At 61.2% G+C, this 17,062-nt stretch carries 11 protein-coding genes; 4 read left to right on the top strand and 7 right to left on the bottom strand.

The features are described from left to right. Positions 1–29: 29 nt before the first annotated feature. From BGP85_RS20585 to BGP85_RS20555, 7 genes are all read right to left on the bottom strand, one after another. On the bottom strand, positions 30–1,139 hold the full coding sequence (locus BGP85_RS20585; protein WP_103449633.1) for a glycosyltransferase family 4 protein: 1,110 nt from the start codon (positions 1,137–1,139) through the stop codon (positions 30–32). Further along, on the bottom strand, positions 1,136–2,281 hold the full coding sequence (locus BGP85_RS20580) for a glycosyltransferase family 4 protein (protein WP_103449632.1): 1,146 nt from the start codon (positions 2,279–2,281) through the stop codon (positions 1,136–1,138). The genes BGP85_RS20585 and BGP85_RS20580 overlap by 4 nt, the downstream gene beginning before the upstream one ends. Next, the gene (locus BGP85_RS20575) at positions 2,278–3,174 is read right to left on the bottom strand and encodes a GDP-mannose 4,6-dehydratase (RefSeq protein WP_103449631.1); all 897 of its coding nucleotides are present in this window, start codon (positions 3,172–3,174) and stop codon (positions 2,278–2,280) included. Before BGP85_RS20575 ends, BGP85_RS20580 begins: the two co-directional genes overlap by 4 nt. Further along, positions 3,174–4,205: a GDP-mannose 4,6-dehydratase gene (gene gmd, locus BGP85_RS20570; RefSeq protein WP_103449630.1), complete on the bottom strand. Its 1,032-nt coding sequence runs from the start codon at positions 4,203–4,205 to the stop codon at positions 3,174–3,176. The genes BGP85_RS20575 and gmd overlap by 1 nt, the downstream gene beginning before the upstream one ends. A 344-nt stretch (positions 4,206–4,549) precedes the next feature. Continuing rightward, on the bottom strand, positions 4,550–5,950 hold the full coding sequence (locus tag BGP85_RS20565) for a TolC family outer membrane protein (RefSeq protein WP_103449629.1): 1,401 nt from the start codon (positions 5,948–5,950) through the stop codon (positions 4,550–4,552). After that, a complete protein-coding gene (locus BGP85_RS20560; RefSeq protein WP_103449628.1) occupies positions 5,947–7,272 on the bottom strand; it encodes an HlyD family type I secretion periplasmic adaptor subunit in 1,326 nt (441 codons plus the stop codon). The genes BGP85_RS20565 and BGP85_RS20560 overlap by 4 nt, the downstream gene beginning before the upstream one ends. A 12-nt stretch (positions 7,273–7,284) precedes the next feature. Continuing rightward, positions 7,285–9,075 carry a type I secretion system permease/ATPase gene (locus BGP85_RS20555; RefSeq protein WP_103449627.1) on the bottom strand — a complete coding sequence of 597 codons (1,791 nt, stop codon included), beginning with the start codon at positions 9,073–9,075 and terminating at the stop codon, positions 7,285–7,287. 588 nt (positions 9,076–9,663) lie between these two features. Here BGP85_RS20555 and BGP85_RS20550 point away from each other — a divergent pair. The 4 genes from BGP85_RS20550 (at position 9,664) to BGP85_RS20535 (ending at position 17,055) form a co-directional block, all read left to right on the top strand. Next, positions 9,664–10,545 (top strand): hypothetical protein, encoded by an 882-nt coding sequence (locus BGP85_RS20550; RefSeq protein WP_103449626.1) that lies wholly within the window; start codon positions 9,664–9,666, stop codon positions 10,543–10,545. A gap of 17 nt (positions 10,546–10,562) precedes the next feature. After that, on the top strand, positions 10,563–11,957 hold the full coding sequence (locus BGP85_RS20545) for a DUF4214 domain-containing protein (RefSeq protein WP_103449625.1): 1,395 nt from the start codon (positions 10,563–10,565) through the stop codon (positions 11,955–11,957). Between the two features lie 143 nt (positions 11,958–12,100). Next, on the top strand, positions 12,101–14,575 hold the full coding sequence (locus BGP85_RS20540; protein WP_103449624.1) for a glycosyltransferase family 2 protein: 2,475 nt from the start codon (positions 12,101–12,103) through the stop codon (positions 14,573–14,575). Beyond that, positions 14,572–17,055 carry a glycosyltransferase family 2 protein gene (locus BGP85_RS20535; protein ID WP_103449623.1) on the top strand — a complete coding sequence of 828 codons (2,484 nt, stop codon included), beginning with the start codon at positions 14,572–14,574 and terminating at the stop codon, positions 17,053–17,055. The genes BGP85_RS20540 and BGP85_RS20535 overlap by 4 nt, the downstream gene beginning before the upstream one ends. Positions 17,056–17,062 lie beyond the last annotated feature (7 nt).

The following is a 17,062-nucleotide window of genomic DNA, read 5'->3' as shown; positions in this document are numbered from 1 at the left end:
CTAAAGGCTGAAGCAGGCATGCTTGGGGACTACAGCAAGCTACGGTACAGGTCGGCATAGGCCGCCGCCATGGCCGGCGCGGTGAAAACTGCTTCGTAACGTTCCAGGGCCTTGGCCCCCATGGCCTGGGCCATGGGGGGGTCATCCCAGAGGCGTTGCATGGCGTGGGCCAGCGCCGGAGCGTCACGCGGCGGTACCACCAGCCCGGTCTGCTCGGCCAGGTTGATGTACGTGGTGCCCGAGCCCATCTCGCAGGAGATCAGCGGCTTGCCGAACATCGCTGCTTCCAGTAACGAAATGCCGAACGACTCGGAACGCAGGTGCGAGGGGAACACGAAGCCATAACAGAGCTCAAGCAATGCCGCCTTGTCTTCATCAGCCAGACCACCGAGGAAGTGCACATTGCCCAGCCCCAGAACAGCGGCTTGCTGCTTCAGCTCACCCTCAAGGAAGCCACCGCCCATGATCACCACCGGCAAGCCGTTGATCTTGGCGGCCTGTAGCAAGTAGTCCAGGCCCTTGTAGTAGCGTAGCGCGCCGACGAACAGGAAGAAGCGCTCCCCCAGCCGCTCGCGCCAATAGGCCAGCTTGCTGACCGAAGCCTGCGGGTACGTGGCCCGGTCCAGCCCGTAGGGGATGATCGAGACCTTGTCGTGGAAACGCGTCAGCACCGGGCTGTGCGCCGCGTAGTTGGGCGAAGACGCCACCACCCGGTCAACGCTGGAGAAAAACCGATGCATCAGCGGCTGATAGAGTTTCAGTAACCACTTCTGCTTGACAATGTCCGAGTGGTAACTGACCACCGTCGGCTTGTTCAGTCGCGCCAGGAAATGCACCAAGTCCATGTACGGCCAGGGGAAGTGGTAATGCACGACGTCAGCTTGACGCGCCAGTTCGGCAAAGTCTTTCAGCGCCGACAAGGAAAACCCCGTCGAAGCCAGGTGCAGATCGAGCTTGGAACGGTGAGTCAGGTGGTTGGCGACCCGCTCATTGCGAGCTGCACCGCGGTCGCTGAGGTAGAGCACCTCGGAATCGATGCCTTGGGCGCGGGTGCCTTCGGCGATCTGGAAGATGACCTGTTCGATACCCCCCATGGAATCGGGATAATAGGTTTTGAAAAAGTGCAGTACCTTGATCATCGTCCCTCACTGACCTTCCGGTAAACCTCGATGGTGGCCTGAGCACAACACTCCCAGGAGAAGCCGGCTGCATGGCGCAAGCCCTGCTCCACCGCCGACAGGCGCCAGCTTTCGTCCTCCAGCCCCTGGCGTAACAGGGCGCTAAGGCCCTCCACGTCATCCGGCGCGCACATGAGCGCGGCCTGCCCTGCCACTTCTGGCAACGACGAGCTGTTGGAGCACACCACCGGCACGCCCGAGCTCATCGCTTCGAGCACTGGCAAGCCGAAGCCTTCGTAGTGCGAGGGGAAGGTGAAAAGCCGCGCTCCGGCATACAGCAGTGGCAGGTCTTCACTGGCCGCGAAACCCAGATAGCGAGCCCAGCCCTGTTGCTGCGCTTGGGCGATACGCTGGTGGATGGCCTCGCTGCGCCAACCATGGTAGCCGGTGAGGACCAACGGCCAGCGCTGGCGCAGCGCCAGCGGCAGCTTACCGTAGGCGTCCAGCAGGGTTTCGAGGTTCTTGCGCGGCTCGATGGTACCGACAAACAGGCTGTAGCCGCCCGCCTCCAGGCCATGGCGGGCCAGCGTTTCGCGCAGGGCATCGCCGCTGCGAGGGTAGAACTCGGGCGAACTGGCCAGTGGCACTGCGTGGATGCGCTCGATGGGCCAGGCGAAATAATCGGCCAGCTCCTGACGCGTGTAGTGCGAATCGGTGATCAGCGCGTCGGCACGTTCGAGCGTGAGCTTCAACTCTTTCTGCAGGTAGCGCGCGATTTGCGGTGCATGACAATGCGCCCAGGTAAACGGCGACAGGTCGTGGAACGTTGCCACACTGCGCCCGGCAAACGGCGGCAAGTAGTAATTGGGGCTGTGGTAGAGATGATCCTCATGCCCCTTCAGCGCGCGCTTGCGCAGGTACGGCATCAGCCGCCGGTAGGCCTCGACGGCCAGTGCGTTCTTCTGCACAAGGCGCTTCAGGCCATGCACCGCGTCGGATTGCTCGGCCGCGCTCGGCAAGGCCGGCAAGAACCGCCGCCCGGCAAAGAACTGCAGGTCGGTGATTTCGCTACTGCTTTGCAGCCGGGTGGCCAACTCGTAGGTGTAGCGCCCGATGCCGGTCAGCGGGAAGCGGACCGGCTCGACGGAAAGGATGAGCTTCATTTACCCGCAAGCATCCAACCCAGGGTTTCATCCAGCGACGGGGTTTGCCAGCCCGGAACCAGGGCGCGCAGGCGGCTGTTGTCGCCGCAGAGGGTCTTGACCTCGTTGGCCCGAACGAACGCCGGGTTGACCTGCACCTCGATCTGATGGCCGGTGATGGCCGAGCATTTGGCGATCACTTCGCGCAGCGAGTGGGTTTGCCCGGAGCTGACGTTCACCGTCTGCCCCACCGGGCGCGCTTCGATCAGGCCACGGTAGGCCTGCACCACTGCCCGCACGTCGCTGAAATCGCGCCAGACGTCGAGGTTACCGAGTTCAATGGTGGCCGCCTTGCGCTTGAAGTGCGAGACGATCTTGGGCAGCAGGAAGTTTTCCGCCTGCCCGACACCGGTGTAGTTGAAGGGGCGCGTGATGACGATCGGCAAGCGATCGAACCACAGGCGGGCCATGTATTCCATGGCCAGCTTGCTGACCGCGTAATCGTTGGCTGGCGCCGGCAAGGTCTGCTCATCGAGCATCCCTTCGGAAACATTGCCATAAACGTTGGCGCTGCTGGCAATCAACACGCAATCCGGTGTTTTGCCGCAGGCCGCGATGGCTTCGAGCAGGTTGCGTGTACCCACCAGGTTGACCTGGTAGAACGCGTCGGCTGCACCGTGACCGACAAAGGCGATGGCAGCCAGATGCACAACGACATCCGGCTGCAGTTCGGCCAGCAATGCGCGCAGGCCAGGGCCGTCAGTCAGGTCGACCTGATGATAATCAGGTGCCTGCAACGGCTGGCTGCCCGTCCCTATGACTTCATAACCACGGGCTCGCAGTTCGGCTGCCATATAGCGACCGGTGAAGCCCTGAATCCCTGTGATAAGCGCGCGTTTGCTGGCCATTTGCATCAGAACGAGAACCCTTTTTCGTTACGACGCAGGTCAGCTTCGACCATCATGCGGCACAGCTCTTCGAGGCTGGTTTTCGGTTCCCAACCCAGTACTTCCTTGGCCTTGACCGGGTTGCCGATCAGCAGCTCGACTTCCGCAGGGCGGTAGAATTTCGGGTTGATCACGACCAGCACCTTGCCAGTGGCGGCGCAGGTGCCCTGCTCGGCTTCGTCCTTGCCGCTCCACTTAATTTCGATGCCGGCAGCCTTGAAGGCCATCGAGACGAAGTCACGCACGGTTTCGGTGCGGTTGGTGGCGAGCACGAAGGTGTCTGGCACGTCAGCCTGCAGCATGCGCCACATGCCTTCGACGTATTCCTTGGCGAAGCCCCAGTCGCGCTTGGCGTCGAGGTTGCCCAGCTCGAGCTTGTCGAGCAGGCCCAGTTTGATCTTGGCCACCGAGTCGGTGATCTTGCGGGTCACGAACTCACGGCCACGCAGCGGCGACTCGTGGTTGAACAGGATGCCGCTGGTAGCGAAGATGCCGTACGACTCGCGGTAGTTGATGGTCATCCAGTGCGCGTACAGCTTGGCCACACCGTACGGGCTGCGCGGGTAGAACGGGGTATCCTCGACCTGCGGGATAGCCTGGACCTTGCCGAACATTTCCGAGGTGGAGGCCTGGTAGAAGCGTACCTTCGGGTTGACGATGCGGATGGCTTCGAGCAGGTTCACCGCGCCCAGGCCGGTGATTTCAGCGGTGGTTACCGGCTGTTCGAAGGAAACACCCACGAAGCTCTGCGCCGCGAGGTTGTAGACCTCGGTGGCTTCGGTGGTCTGCAGCAGACGGATGCTGGCCGACAGGTCGGTGAGGTCGTACTCGACCAGGTGCAGGTTAGGGTTGGTGTGGATGCCCAACTCCTCGATGCGCCAGAAATTGACCGAGCTGGTGCGCCGGTAGGTGCCGTAGACGGTGTAGCCCTTCTCCAGCAGCAGTTCCGCCAGGTAGGCGCCGTCTTGACCAGTGATCCCAGTGACGATTGCTTTCATGCGACTTAACCAACTCCGATAGTGCCGTGCGGGCATGTGTGAATGTCAGACCGGCGCGGGCGATTCCTGCCTCGCGCGTTAAGGTTCGATGACGGAGTATACATCTGTTGGGCAGCGTACTCGACTCGGAAAAAGCGGCCGCGCGCCAGCAGGTAAAAATGCCACCTGTGCAGGGTATAAGCGAGGTTTTTCAGCAGCAACCGGACGCCAATCGACAAGGGGCGTACGATAAATTCCAGAAGCGGGCGTTTCCAGCGAAATGATCGTAGGAAATTTCGGAAATGCTGGATGGGATTGGGGCGGCGCTCGATCTCACAAACGCCGCACCCCCACGGCAAACCCAATCAGCGCCCTACGTCCAGCAATGCCACATCACCACCTGGAAGACTGGTCTCCGGCACTGGGCTCAGCCATACATTGACGTGATCGACACTGTCCTGATTCAACTCCCCCGCCCAGCGGTTAAGCAGGAACAGATTGGTGATGAAGTCGTACTGTGACTTCAGCAGATCACGACGAGCCTTGAACTCGTTCTGCACCGCCGTCAGCACATCCACCGCGTTGACTACGCCGAAAGTGAAGGCCTTCTGCGCCGCCACGCTCGACTTCTGGGCCGACGACAAGGCATTGCGGTTGGCGCGGATCTTCTCGACGCTGGACTGGGCGGTCAGATAAGCCGTGGTGGTTTCCTTCACCACCTGCCGACGAATGCCCTCGGCCTGCTCCTCGGCCGCCAGCTGGTCGTCATACAAACTGCGCACCCGGGCCGAAGTGGAACCACCGCTGTAGATCGGGATCTTCACCCCCAGCGAGGCCACATAGCTATCGCTGCGCGGCGCCTGGGTGTTGTCATAACCCTGGTCGCTCTGCTGGGCGCTCAGGCTCAGGCCCAGTTGCGGGTAATGCTCGCCCTTGCCCTCGCGCACCGCCGCGTTCGCCGCCTCGGCGCCGCTCTGGGACGCCTTGAGCATCGGGTTGGTCTCCACTGCCTGGGTGATCCAGCTTTGCAACGGCCGGGTCGGTGCCTGCAAGGCCACATCGTTGCGCACCCGACTCAGCGGCTCGGTCACTGGCCGGCCGACGATTTCGGCCAGGGCCTCACGGCTTACCTGCACCTGGTTGCGCGCATCCACCTCTTGCGCCGCCAGGGCATCCACCCGAGCCTGCATGTCGAGCTTGTCGGTGATCTTGGCCATCTGCCGGTCGAACATCATGCTGACGCGGTCGAGGTTTTTCTGCGTGGCGCGGCGCTCGGCCTGCACCAGCGCCAGCTCATCGTCCGCCGCCAGGGCAACGAAATAGCGCTTGGCAAGATCGACGGTGGCCTCGGCCAGGGTGTCTTCGGCTTGCTGGCTCTGCTGCGCCTTGACGCTCTTGGACTTCTGGTAACGCTCCCAGGCCGGCTTGTTGTACAGGTACTGGGTAAGGCTGAGCGAGTAGCTCTCGTTGTTGTATATGTCGCGCGTAAGCTCGTTCTTGCGCAACACGCGGCTGGAGTTGGCGTTGGCCGACACCTGAGGCAGCAACTGGCCAAAAGCCTCTCGCTGCTTCTCGGCAGCGGAACGCGCACGGGCATAGCCAATCAGCACACGCGGGTCTTCAAGCCGGGCTTCGCGATACAAGCCCGCCAGGTCCAGCGCGTAGGTCGACGCCGAAACGCCCTTCGGGCCTTGGTTTTCAACAGCCACCGCCTGCCAGGCGGCCACGCACATCAGTACACCGGGTAGCAAACGCAGCACAATCATTCCTCGATCAGCGATTCGGCAAACATGTTGCGCGCCGGTTTCAGCAGGTACTGCAGCATGGTGCGGTCGCCTGCGTTGATGAGGACTTCAGCCGGCATGCCGGGTTGCAGCTTGCGGTTGCCGAGCTTTTTCATGCCGTCTTCGGTGACGTTGACGCGCACGAGGTAATACTGATCGCCGGTACGCTCTTCGGTCAGGCTGTCGGCCGAGATGCGGGTCAAGGTGCCTTCGATGACCGGCGTGGTAGCTTGGTTAAAGGCGCTGAAACGGATGTCTGCCGTCTTGCCCAGTTCCAGGCGGTCGATGTCCTTGGTCGCCACCTTGGCTTCGATCACCAACTCCGAGGAGGCCGGCACGATGTCCAGCAAGGGAGTAGCCGCACTCACTACACCACCGATGGTGTGCACTTTCATGTCCAGCACCATGCCGCTTTCAGGCGCACGGATTACTACTCGCGACAGGCGGTCACGCAGGGCTGCTTCCTTTTCCTGCAGGTCGAATACCTTGGCCTGGGTATCTGCCAGTTCGTTGGCCACATCGGCGTCGAACTTCTTTTTCAACTGCACGATCTGCAGCTCTGTCTCGCCGATCTGCAGTTTGGTCTTGGTGATGCTCGACTCATGGTCGGCGACTTCGGTCTTGAGCATGTCCAGCTTGCGCTCCTGTTCGAGCAGGCGCTGGTTGTCGACGAAACCTTCGGCGAGCAGTTCCTTCAGTTGCTTGATCTCACCACTGTAGGATTTCTCCAGGCCAGTCTTGGTGCGGATCATGTCGTTGAGGCCGGCGATCTGTTGCTTCATCTGCTCGATACGTTCGCGGTTGACCGAAATCTCGCCCTGCAAGGAGTCACGTCGGGCCTTGAACACTTGCTGTTCACCGACCAACGCCTCGTTGGCGCGGTCCGAATCGGTGCCCTCCATGGTCACGCCGGGAATCGCCGGCAGGCCATCGCGCTCGGCGCGCAGGCGCGCTTCTTTATAGCGAGCGACGATCAGCTGGTTGCGGGTGGATTCGTATTCGGAACTCAGCTGGCTTTCGTCCAGCACAATCAACGGGTCGCCCTTTTTCACCAGGTCGCCGTCGCGGGCATGCAGCTCTTTGACGATGCCGCCTTCCAGGTGCTGAACGGTCTTGCGGTAGTTCTGCACAGTGACCGTACCGGAGCCATGCACAGCGTTGCTGAGCGGCGCGAAGGCCGCCCAGGTGCCGAAAATGCCGAAGGTGACAAAGACGATGGTCAGGCCGATGCGGCGAATGCCGCGGTCGGAGGTGGGCATGTCGTCGAAATTGTGGTCGAACGTGGTGATCGCTTTACTGCTCATCTGAAAATCCTTTTACGCGCCAGTGCTGCTGGTGACCGCTGGCGCAGCGGCGGCGGCCGCTGGGGGAACCGGGTGAGGTGCGGCGGGTGCGGCGGGTTGGGCAACGCGCTGCTGGGCCTTGGCCTGTTGCGCCGCAAGCTCGGCGATGACGCGGTCGCGCTCGCCGTACAACGAGATGGTGCCGCCGGCCATGACCAGGATACGGTCGAGGCGCGTGAGAATGTTCGGCCGGTGCGACACGATGAACACCGTGGCGCCGGTTTCCTTGAGCTTCTGCAGGGCCACGCCCAGCGCACGCTCGCCGATGTCGTCGAGGTTGGAGTTGGGCTCGTCGAGCACGATCAGCCGCGGGTTGCCGTAGAGCGCGCGGGCCAGGCCGATGCGCTGGCGCTGCCCGCCGGAGAGGTTGATGCCGTCACTGCCGATGACCGTGTCGTAGCCGTCGGGGAGCATCAGGATCATTTCGTGCACGCCGGCCATTTGCGCGGCCTCCACGACTTTTTCCGGGTCGACCTTGTCGAAGCGGGCGATGTTTTCGCTGATGCTGCCTTCGAACAGTTCGATGTCCTGTGGCAGGTAGCCAACATGTGGGCCGAGGGCTTGCTTGTCCCAACTGGCGATATCGGCGCCGTCGAGGCGGACTACGCCGTGCTGAGGCGGCCAGATGCCCATAAGGCCGCGCACCAGGGTGGACTTGCCGGCGGCGCTTGGCCCAACGATACCAACGATGGAACCGGCAGGGGCGACAAAACTGATGCTGCGCAGGACTGGAGCTTTTGCGCCGGGCGGCGCGAGGATCAGGTTTTCCACCTGAATGTGACCTTCCGGCGCGGGCAATGGCATGCGCTCGGGCTCTTTTTTCAGGTCGTCCATGACTTTGTTCAGGCGATCGTACTGGACCTTCGCGGAAACGAAGCCCTTCCAGCTGGAGATTATCTGGTCTATCGGTGAGAGCGCTCGCCCCAACAGCAGCGAACCGGCCATCAGCAGCCCAGGGTTGATTTCGTGAGTGACTACCAGGTAAGCACCAATGGCCAGCATGAATGACTGCGACAAGATGCGGAACGTTTTTGAGGCAGAGCTGACGATCCCGCCCTTATCGCTCGCCTCGGACTGCAGCAACATGATGTTGCGCTGGCGCTTGGCCCAACGATTCATCAACGTTTCCAGCATGCCCATCGACTCGATCACTTCGGCATTGCGCAGTGTCTTGGTGGTGATCATGTTGGAGGCAACGTTCTCTTTGTTCGCGGTCGCCAACGCCTTGCCCGTCACCCGATGATTGACCACAGCCAGCACCGCGAGCACAACGCCGCACGCCACTGTCATCCAGCCGAACCATGGGTGGAACAGGAACATCACGGCGGTATAGATGGGGAACCAAGGTGCGTCGAAGAAGGCAAAAAGCCCTGGACCAGTGAAAAACTGTCGCATCGAGGTCAGGTCGTTGAGCGATTGCGCCGTGGCATCGGCACCACCGCTATTGAGCGCACGCTTGAAGCTGGCCCGGTAGACATCACGGCTGAGCATCACATCAAGCCGGTTGCTGATGCGCACCATGATGCGCGAACGCACCCATTCCAACGCCCCCATGGTCACCACCAGTACCGTCAGGATAAGTGTGAGCATCAGCAAGGTGGATGTGCTGCTGGAAGGGACGACACGGCCCGACACCTGAATCATGAAGAAGGTGGGCACCAGCATCAGGGCATTAACGAAGAAGCTGAAGAAACCGACCGAAAGGAAGCTGCTTTTACAGGCTTTAAGGGCGGACTGCAGGTTATTTTCGGATAGTGAACTCATGGTATCCATACGCGAGGAAAGCGAAAACGGCCGGCAGTGTAACACCCACTTGCGACTACGGAGTGCATTGGTCGGGTTCCGGCGATCAGAGAACTGACGAAATGCCGGCTAGTTGACACTTTCATGAAATCGTTGGCGGCCGCGAAAGACCGTCGCAATCCACAGCCAACGTAGCTGTTCAACAGCCTGAAAGTTACACGGCACATTGCCACCAAACACCGGGCAGAACCCTACGGATGGCGCCTACGACCGGGTAGCCTGTTTTTTTTATTACCCCGACGAGCCCGAAAATTGACGCCTATCAAAACGATCGTTCCAATATCATGATTTTGCTAATTTTTTCATGTCATATATATGACCTAGCAGGCAGTACCGTTATGCCCTTGCAACCCAGCAGCGACGCGGCTAAGCCGATTTAGTTCGTTTTTTTAATGAAATTTTTTTTAACCATCGCGGTTGACAAGCTTTTCTCACCGCTGCATCTTCGCGGCTTGCAGGGAGCCATCACTGGCCGTATTGGTTACGCACAGGTTTGAGCAAGTTAGCTGCCAGTGTTGTACGTAAAAGGAGCTTAACAAAGCCATGTCTATGCCTTCGCAACCGCTTGACGGCCTGAAGATCAGTTCGCGGGTGACGTTGCTCGAACCCGGCATGTACATCTTCCGGTACGCCTCGCAGCCCCCGGCCGACAAGCCCGTGTGCATTGCCTTGCAGCAAGCGCCCCTGGGCAAAGGCTCCATCGACTTCTTCCCGGCCGAAGGCGTCAGCAAGAACATGCTGACCAAGCTCGGCGACACTATCGTGGCGCGGGTCAAGGGTGGGGTCACCACCGTCCTGATCACCGAATACCACATGTTCGACGACGTGATCGAACCGATCGACCTGCGCATCGACCGCATCGACAACTCCCCTGCCATCATGCGCACCTTTGCCGTGGTGTCCAGCACCGAGCCAGCCCCGGCCATTGCCAGCAGCGCAGCACCAACGCCTCTCGAACTGACCGCGCACCTGCAGCGCTCAGGCGAGGTGGTGTCCAGCGAAGGCTGGGTCGGCATGCCAAACAGCGACGAATTCATCGAGAGCTTTGCCATCAACTGGCCGAACAAACCGGCCGGTGTCGACCTGCTCTACACCTGCATGGTCGCCGGCTCCGGCCCTAGCCGCAACGTATCCACCGGCACCTTCGTCGGCGTACGTGGCGAAGGCCTGCCGCTGATCTGCACCGGCTTCAGCCTGGTCGGCCCACAGCGCAAACGCTACGAACTCACAGGCCACATCGTGTTCGGCAACGCCGAGCCGCAGCGCCTGGTCTCCAATCAGATGATGCATGGCCCCACCGGCACCGAGCCGTTGGTGGCGCTGCATATCGCCGTTACTCCCGTTACGAAGATGAACGCTGCCCGCTCTAAGTCTCCGTGGGAACACTCTGCGCAACCGCAGAAAATCAGTGCAACAAGCCAACTGGCTTGAAGTAACAGGAATACACAATGCAATACGATAATCCCGTAGCGGAACTGCAAGACCACCTGGCAGCGTCCTCCCTGTCGGCCACCACCGTCGACGCCATCAGCTCGCTGCTGGGCCTGGACGCTGAAGGCGCAACCGTCAACGTTGCTACCTTCGACGGCGTGAACCTGGTTCTGCCAGAAGGCGGCAACGCCAACGTGGTAACCGGCGTAGTCGTTGGTGCCCAGCACGACCAGGTAGTGGTTGACCTGACCGCAGCCCAAGCTGCCGGCGCCAACACCTTCATCCTGGAAAGCGACGCCAACCTGGTTGTCAATGTTCCGACTCCGGCTGCCCAAGTTGCCACCCTGGCCGCTACTGGCCAAGTCGACCAGATCGTCACCACCGGTAACGGCGACGACCTGATCACTGTTGCTGGCGACCAGAACGTCTTCATCGACGCAGGCAACGGCAACGACACCATCATCACCGGCAACGGCAACAACACCGTGGTCGCTGGCGCTGGCAACAACTACGTGAAGACCGGTTCGGGCACCGACACCGTGATCCTGAGCGGCAGCAACCACGCTGACGTGGTCGACACCGGCGAAGGCTTCGACGTTGTTCAGCTGGATGGCGCACGTGGCGACTACAACTTCGCTGTCGGCAACAACTACAGCGTCAACCTGACCGGTAACCAGACTGCGCTGATCTCCAACGCAGAGTTCCTGACCTTCGCCAACGGTGACACCGTAGCTCTGGCTCACAGCGAAGCTGAAGCCACCGTGCTGCGCATGTACGAAGGCCTCCTGGGCCGCGACGTTGATGCCAATGGTGCGCAAAACTACGCATCGGAGCTGGCAGCTGGCACCTCGCTGCAAGACCTGGCCAACTCGTTCCTGAACTCTGCCGAGTTCTCCAACACCGTGAGCGCGGTCGACATCAACGAGCTGTACCAAGCTCTGCTGGGCCGTGATGCCGAAGAAGCTGGCCTCAGCAACTGGCAAGCCGAATTGGCCAAAGGTGTCAGCCTGACTGATATCGCTGCAGCCATCTCGACTTCTGCAGAAGCTCAGGCACTGAACGAGTCGAACGCCGACTTCGTATCGAACCTGTACAGCAATGTACTGGGTCGCGAAGTTGAAGCCGAAGGCCTGAACAGCTGGGTAAACCTGCTGTTCAACGGCACCAGCCGTGCAGACGTTGCCAAAGCCATCGTGGGCTCGGAAGAGGCTGGTAACAAGTCCAACAGCGACTTCATCGACGCTCTGTACCAGTCGGCACTGGGCCGCGACGCAGAAGAGGCAGGCAAAGCCGGCTGGATGGCTGCTCTGGAGAACGGTGGCACTCACGCCGACGTCGCTCTGGGCATCGTTGGTTCCGCCGAAGCTGCTAACCACATCGACAACGTCGTTGTGCTGCACGGCCAGGTGTAACTAGCCCTGCTGTAGCCCGCATATGCCCGGCCGCAAGGCCGGGTATACGCCAAAGGGGCGACTTCCGGGTCGCCCCTCTTTTTATTTTTTGTAGCCAAGCCAAGCTTATGTCCAGAATTCTTGACCATGGGCGCGAAACGCTCATGGACATCTTCCACCGCCATCGGCAAGCCAATGCGCATGACCTGGCGGCCGCCGCACTCGAGCGCGCCTTGCAGACCGCCGAGTACCGGCCGGAAGCCCAAGTATGGAAAGGCATCGCGGCCCTGCCGCAGGCGCCTGAGCTGGCCTTTTTGTTTTTCAGCAATGCCGCCCGGGCCCTGCCCGAACGCGCCGACATCCATGCCCTGATCGGTCGCAGCCTGCTAGCCCAGGGGCACAGTGCCCTGGCCTGCAAATACCTGACCACAGCGTGGCGCAAACAGCCCAATGAAGCGGCCATCCGCATGACCCTGTGGGAGGCCCGCAGCCAGGCGAATACGCCCGCCGAACTGCGCCGGATGATCCTCGCCTACCTGCCAGAAATCGCCTCCGGCAAAGAGCTGGCCTTGGTGCTCAAACTCCTGGCTGCGCAAGCTGACGCCCCGCGCACCGTCGGGGTGATGCGCTACGTCGAGGAACGCCGCGAGATCCATGGCTGGGCCATCGACCTGCGCAACCTGCAAGCGCCAGTCACCCTGCAACTGGAAGCCAACGGCGCCAAAGTTGCAACTACGGCCAGCGCCCCTCACCCGCTGCTGAGCGCCGCCGGCCTGCCTGCCACCCATGGCGGCATCCGTATCAGCGTGCCCAACCCGACAGCCGCCGTGCACGTGCGCTTCGCCGACGGCACTTCACTGCAGGGCAGCCCGGTGTACGCCATGCCGGCCCTGGTGCCGCCGCCTGCCGCAGGCGGTGGCGGCCTGGAACAACCGGTTGATGTGTTGATCCCGGTTTATGACGGCCTTGAAGAAACCCTCGAGTGCATCAACAGCGCCCTTGAAGCCCGCAAGCTTAACCGCACGCCCCACCGCTTGGTGGTGTTCGACGATGCCTCACCGCAGCCCAAGCTGACCAAGGCGCTGAAGGTGCTGGCGGCGAAAGGCAAGATCACCCTGGTGCAGAACGCCGTGAACCTCGGCTTCATCCGCACCATGAACCGCGCCATGGCCCTGAGCCCGAACAAGGACGTGGTGTGGCTGAACGCCGACACCCGCGTGCACGGCGCGTGGCTCGACCGCCTGCGCCAAGTGGCCTACAGCGCCGACGATATAGCCTCGGTCACACCCTTCACCAACAACGGCGAGCTGATGAGCTTCCCGCAGAGCCAGGTGTGCCATGACATGCCTAGCGCCAAGGCGCAGGCCGAGCTGGACGAACTGGCCCGCCAGGTGAATAGCCCACCGATGGAAATCGAGACCGGCTGCGGCTTCTGCCTGTACATCAAGCGCGCCGCGCTGGATGAGGTGGGCTACCTGGACGAAGTGCACCTGTCGCGCGGCTATGGCGAAGAAACCGACTGGTGCCTGCGTGCCCGCGAGCATGGCTGGCGGCATATGGGGGCACCCAACGTATTCGTCGCGCACCAGGGCGGCATCTCGTTCGGTGCCGAAAAGATCATGCGCGTGGCGCACAACAATGCCATTTTGCGCAAACGCTACCCCGACGCCTCGGCGCGCTACAACGCCTTCATCCTGCGCGACCCGATCAAGCCGGCGCGGCAGGCGCTGCAACAGGCGCGCCTCAAGCACCTGGCCGGCAAGTCGGCAAGCGAACAGAACGCTTGCTGGCCAGCTGGGGCCAACAAGGCCTTGTACATCCATGACGGTTCGAACAGCGACGCGGACTTCAGCCTGAGCTACCACCGCGATAGCCATCGCGAGTGGGCAGTGCTGCGCGCGCCCCTGAAGCCACTGACGCTGAACCTGGAGTTCGAGCTGCCGGGCGACCTCCCCCCCCTGGTCGAGTGCCTACGCACCTTGCCGCTGCAGCACCTGGTGTTCCAGCAGCTGGCGCGCTGCCCGGTGCCTTTGTGCGACCTCCCTGCTCTGCTGGACATCCCGTACCGCATCTTTTGCCACGACGACCGCCTGCTCAGTCAGCAAGGTGACTACGACTGGCAGCGCTTTGCCCGGGAAGCCGCCAGCGTGCAGCTGCCTTGGAAGGCACTTCAGGAAAGCTATGCGGATACCTTGCCTGGCGCCCCGTTGCTCGCACAAACGAGCTCGCTTCGCGGGATTGCACCTGCCGCTACGCCAAAGGTACTGCTGATTGGCGACAACCTGCGTGATCCTGACACCGCCCAGCGCTGGCTAAAGCTCGCCAAGCATATCAGGCGCGAGCAGCTGCCAATTCGTTTGCTGGCACAGGGCAACAGCCCTTGGCTAAAACAATTGCGAGCCATCGGTACCGTACACGAGCTTCCTGAAGTCCATGACTTCAGCCTGGCCGAACGCGCCCAGGCAGCTGGCTGCGAAGCCGTACTGAGCCTCGCCGAAAACCCTGGCAGCGACTGGCATGCACCAGCACTCGCGGACGAACTGGCCCAACCACTATTCGCTCACCCCAGCCTGCTTGCGAGCGAAGCCGGCGCAACCGCCCACACTTCTTTGCCTTTTAAACCGAGCCCGGACCGATGACCCAACACCTCCTGGATCAACCACAGGCGGCTCAGCAGCCCGTCATCCCTCCTGCCTTCAATGGCGCCATCCTCGGCTTGCAGGGTGACGTGCTATATGGCTGGGCCATGAACAATGCACAGCCGGAACAACGCCTGGTCATCGAGGTGTTCGTCGATGGCGCCAGTGTCGCACTCGCCCGCGCCGACCAGTACGAGCCGCAAGCGCCGGCTGGTGACCAGTTCCATGGGTTTGTCGTGCAACTGCGCCAGAGCTGGCTTGATGAGGCACGCGTCATCACCGCGCAGATCGCCAACCAGGCGGTGTCTCTCGATGGCCAGGTATTGTTGCCCACCACGCCAAGCCAGGACACTGCCTCCGTTGCGTCACAGGTATGGCACACCGGCGGCCTGCGGGTCGGCGGCTGGTGCTGGGACCCACAGGCTCCGCGCCGCCATGTGCAAGTGACGGTGCGTGAAGGTAACAAGGTCATCAGCCAGGCCTCGTGCAACGTGCATAACCAAGCCCTCGCATACAGGGCTACCAGCGACCACGGATTTGCGATCGACCTGCCCTGGGAGCTGGCTGACGGTAAGGTGCACGTGCTGGATGTGGTCAATGACCAGGGGCAACCCCTGGCGGGCAGCCCCATCCGCCTGTGCTGCTGGCCGCAGGGTGTGGAGGGCCTGATCAAGCAGCTTGACTCTACGCAGGATGCCGCAACGCTGGAGCTGATCAGCGCGGTCGCCAACGAGCAAAGTTTGCGCCTGCCGAAAAGTGCTGGCTGGGAGACTTATCCTCAGTGGTTTGAGGCATTTCAGCGTCTGGATGAAAAGGACTCCCCAGCCCTGCAAGGCAAACTCGGCCTGCTGCTGATCAGCGAGGGTGAAGAGACGCTGGAGCAAATCAGCCTGACGAGCCTCAGCGGTAATCGTGCAGACGTTCATACATTGGCCATCGCACCGCCGGCAGATCTGACACCAGGAATTACTCAACTGCTGTCGGCAGGCTGTGATCGCATCTTGCCGCTGCACGCCGGTGATCGCCTGGCACCTCATGCCCTGCCTCACCTTAGCGCATTGCTCGATGATGGCAGTGCGTGGGCATTTGCCGATTGTGACCGGGACGGTCCTCAAGGCGAGCGCAGCCTGCCCTGGCTGAAACCGGTGTGGGACATCGACCTGTTTATCGGGGCCGATGTCTTCACGCCGGGTGCGATCTTTGGCGCAAGTATCGTAGAAACAGCCCTTGCACTGCTAGGCACCCGAGGTGATCAAGCATCCGTTGGCTGGCACGAGCTGATTGCAGGCGTGGCCTTGGCCACTCAGAACAGCGACGCAAGTGTTGCCCACTTGCCTCGCGTGCTTTACCACCGTGCCAACCATGCACCGGCCAGCCCGGAGCAGGCCGAGCCATCAGCGCAACGCCTGAGTGCGGTCGAATGGTTGTGCCAAGCGCTGGCAACGGGCGCTACGGTATGCCGCGTGCACGATTACCCGGCACTGCTCAGGGCACAATGGCCGCTGCCGGAAGAGCTGCCACGAGTCAGCCTGATTGTACCTACGCGAGATCAATACAAATTGCTGCACGCCTGCATCGAAGGGCTGCTGAACGACACCGACTATCCAAATCTGGAAATCATCGTTGTCGACAACCAGTCCAGTGATCCCGCAACCCTGGCCTATTTCGAGGACATCAAGGCGCGGGGCGTGACCCTTCTGCACCACCCCTACCCGTTCAACTATTCGACCATCAACAATCGTGCTGCCAGCATTGCGACGGGCGAGCTTATTGGCCTGGTGAACAACGATATCGAGATTATCGAGGGCGGGTGGCTCAAGGAAATGGTTGCTCAGTTGCTCCGGCCAAGAGTTGGCGCAGTGGGGGCGAAACTGCTATGGCCAAACCGCATGGTGCAGCATGGTGGCGTGGTTGTGGGGATAAATGGCCTCGCAGCACATACCGGCAACAACCTTGAACAGCATGATGCCGGATATCTGGGGATGAACCAGGTCACCCGTAGGCAGAGCGCCGTGACTGCAGCTTGCTTGTTGCTGCGAAAATCGGTGTTTGATGAGGTAGGCGGCTTGGATGAGCGTGCGTTTCCGGTGGCATTCAACGATGTGGACCTGTGTTTGCGAATTCAGCAGCGAGGGATGCACTTGCTTTGGAGCGCTTTTGCGCAGCTGATACATGCTGAGTCAGCTAGCCGAGGGAAAGATCTCACTGCAGAAAAAAAATCTCGAGCTCAACGCGAGCAAGAGAATTTCATCAAGCGCTGGGGCGCCACCCAGAATGACCTTAACTATCACCCTGCACTTAGCCTCGATTACTTGACTGGTCCTTATGGTGGGATCGCATTACCACCGCAGCGGGCAGGCCAGCGGCTCAACAATCTCTCAGTCACGAAGCCACATATAACGTCTATAGATCAAAAAATTAGCCGACATCAGGGATCCTGTCAGTCACTAGCTGACAGCCATGAACCGGTCATATATTAACCACCTC

Source organism: Pseudomonas putida, from assembly GCF_002906855.1.
In the GTDB taxonomy this organism is placed as follows: domain Bacteria; phylum Pseudomonadota; class Gammaproteobacteria; order Pseudomonadales; family Pseudomonadaceae; genus Aquipseudomonas; species Aquipseudomonas putida_N.
The sequence above is the reverse complement of the archived record's forward strand: the minus strand, read 5'-3'. Positions and strand labels throughout refer to the sequence as shown.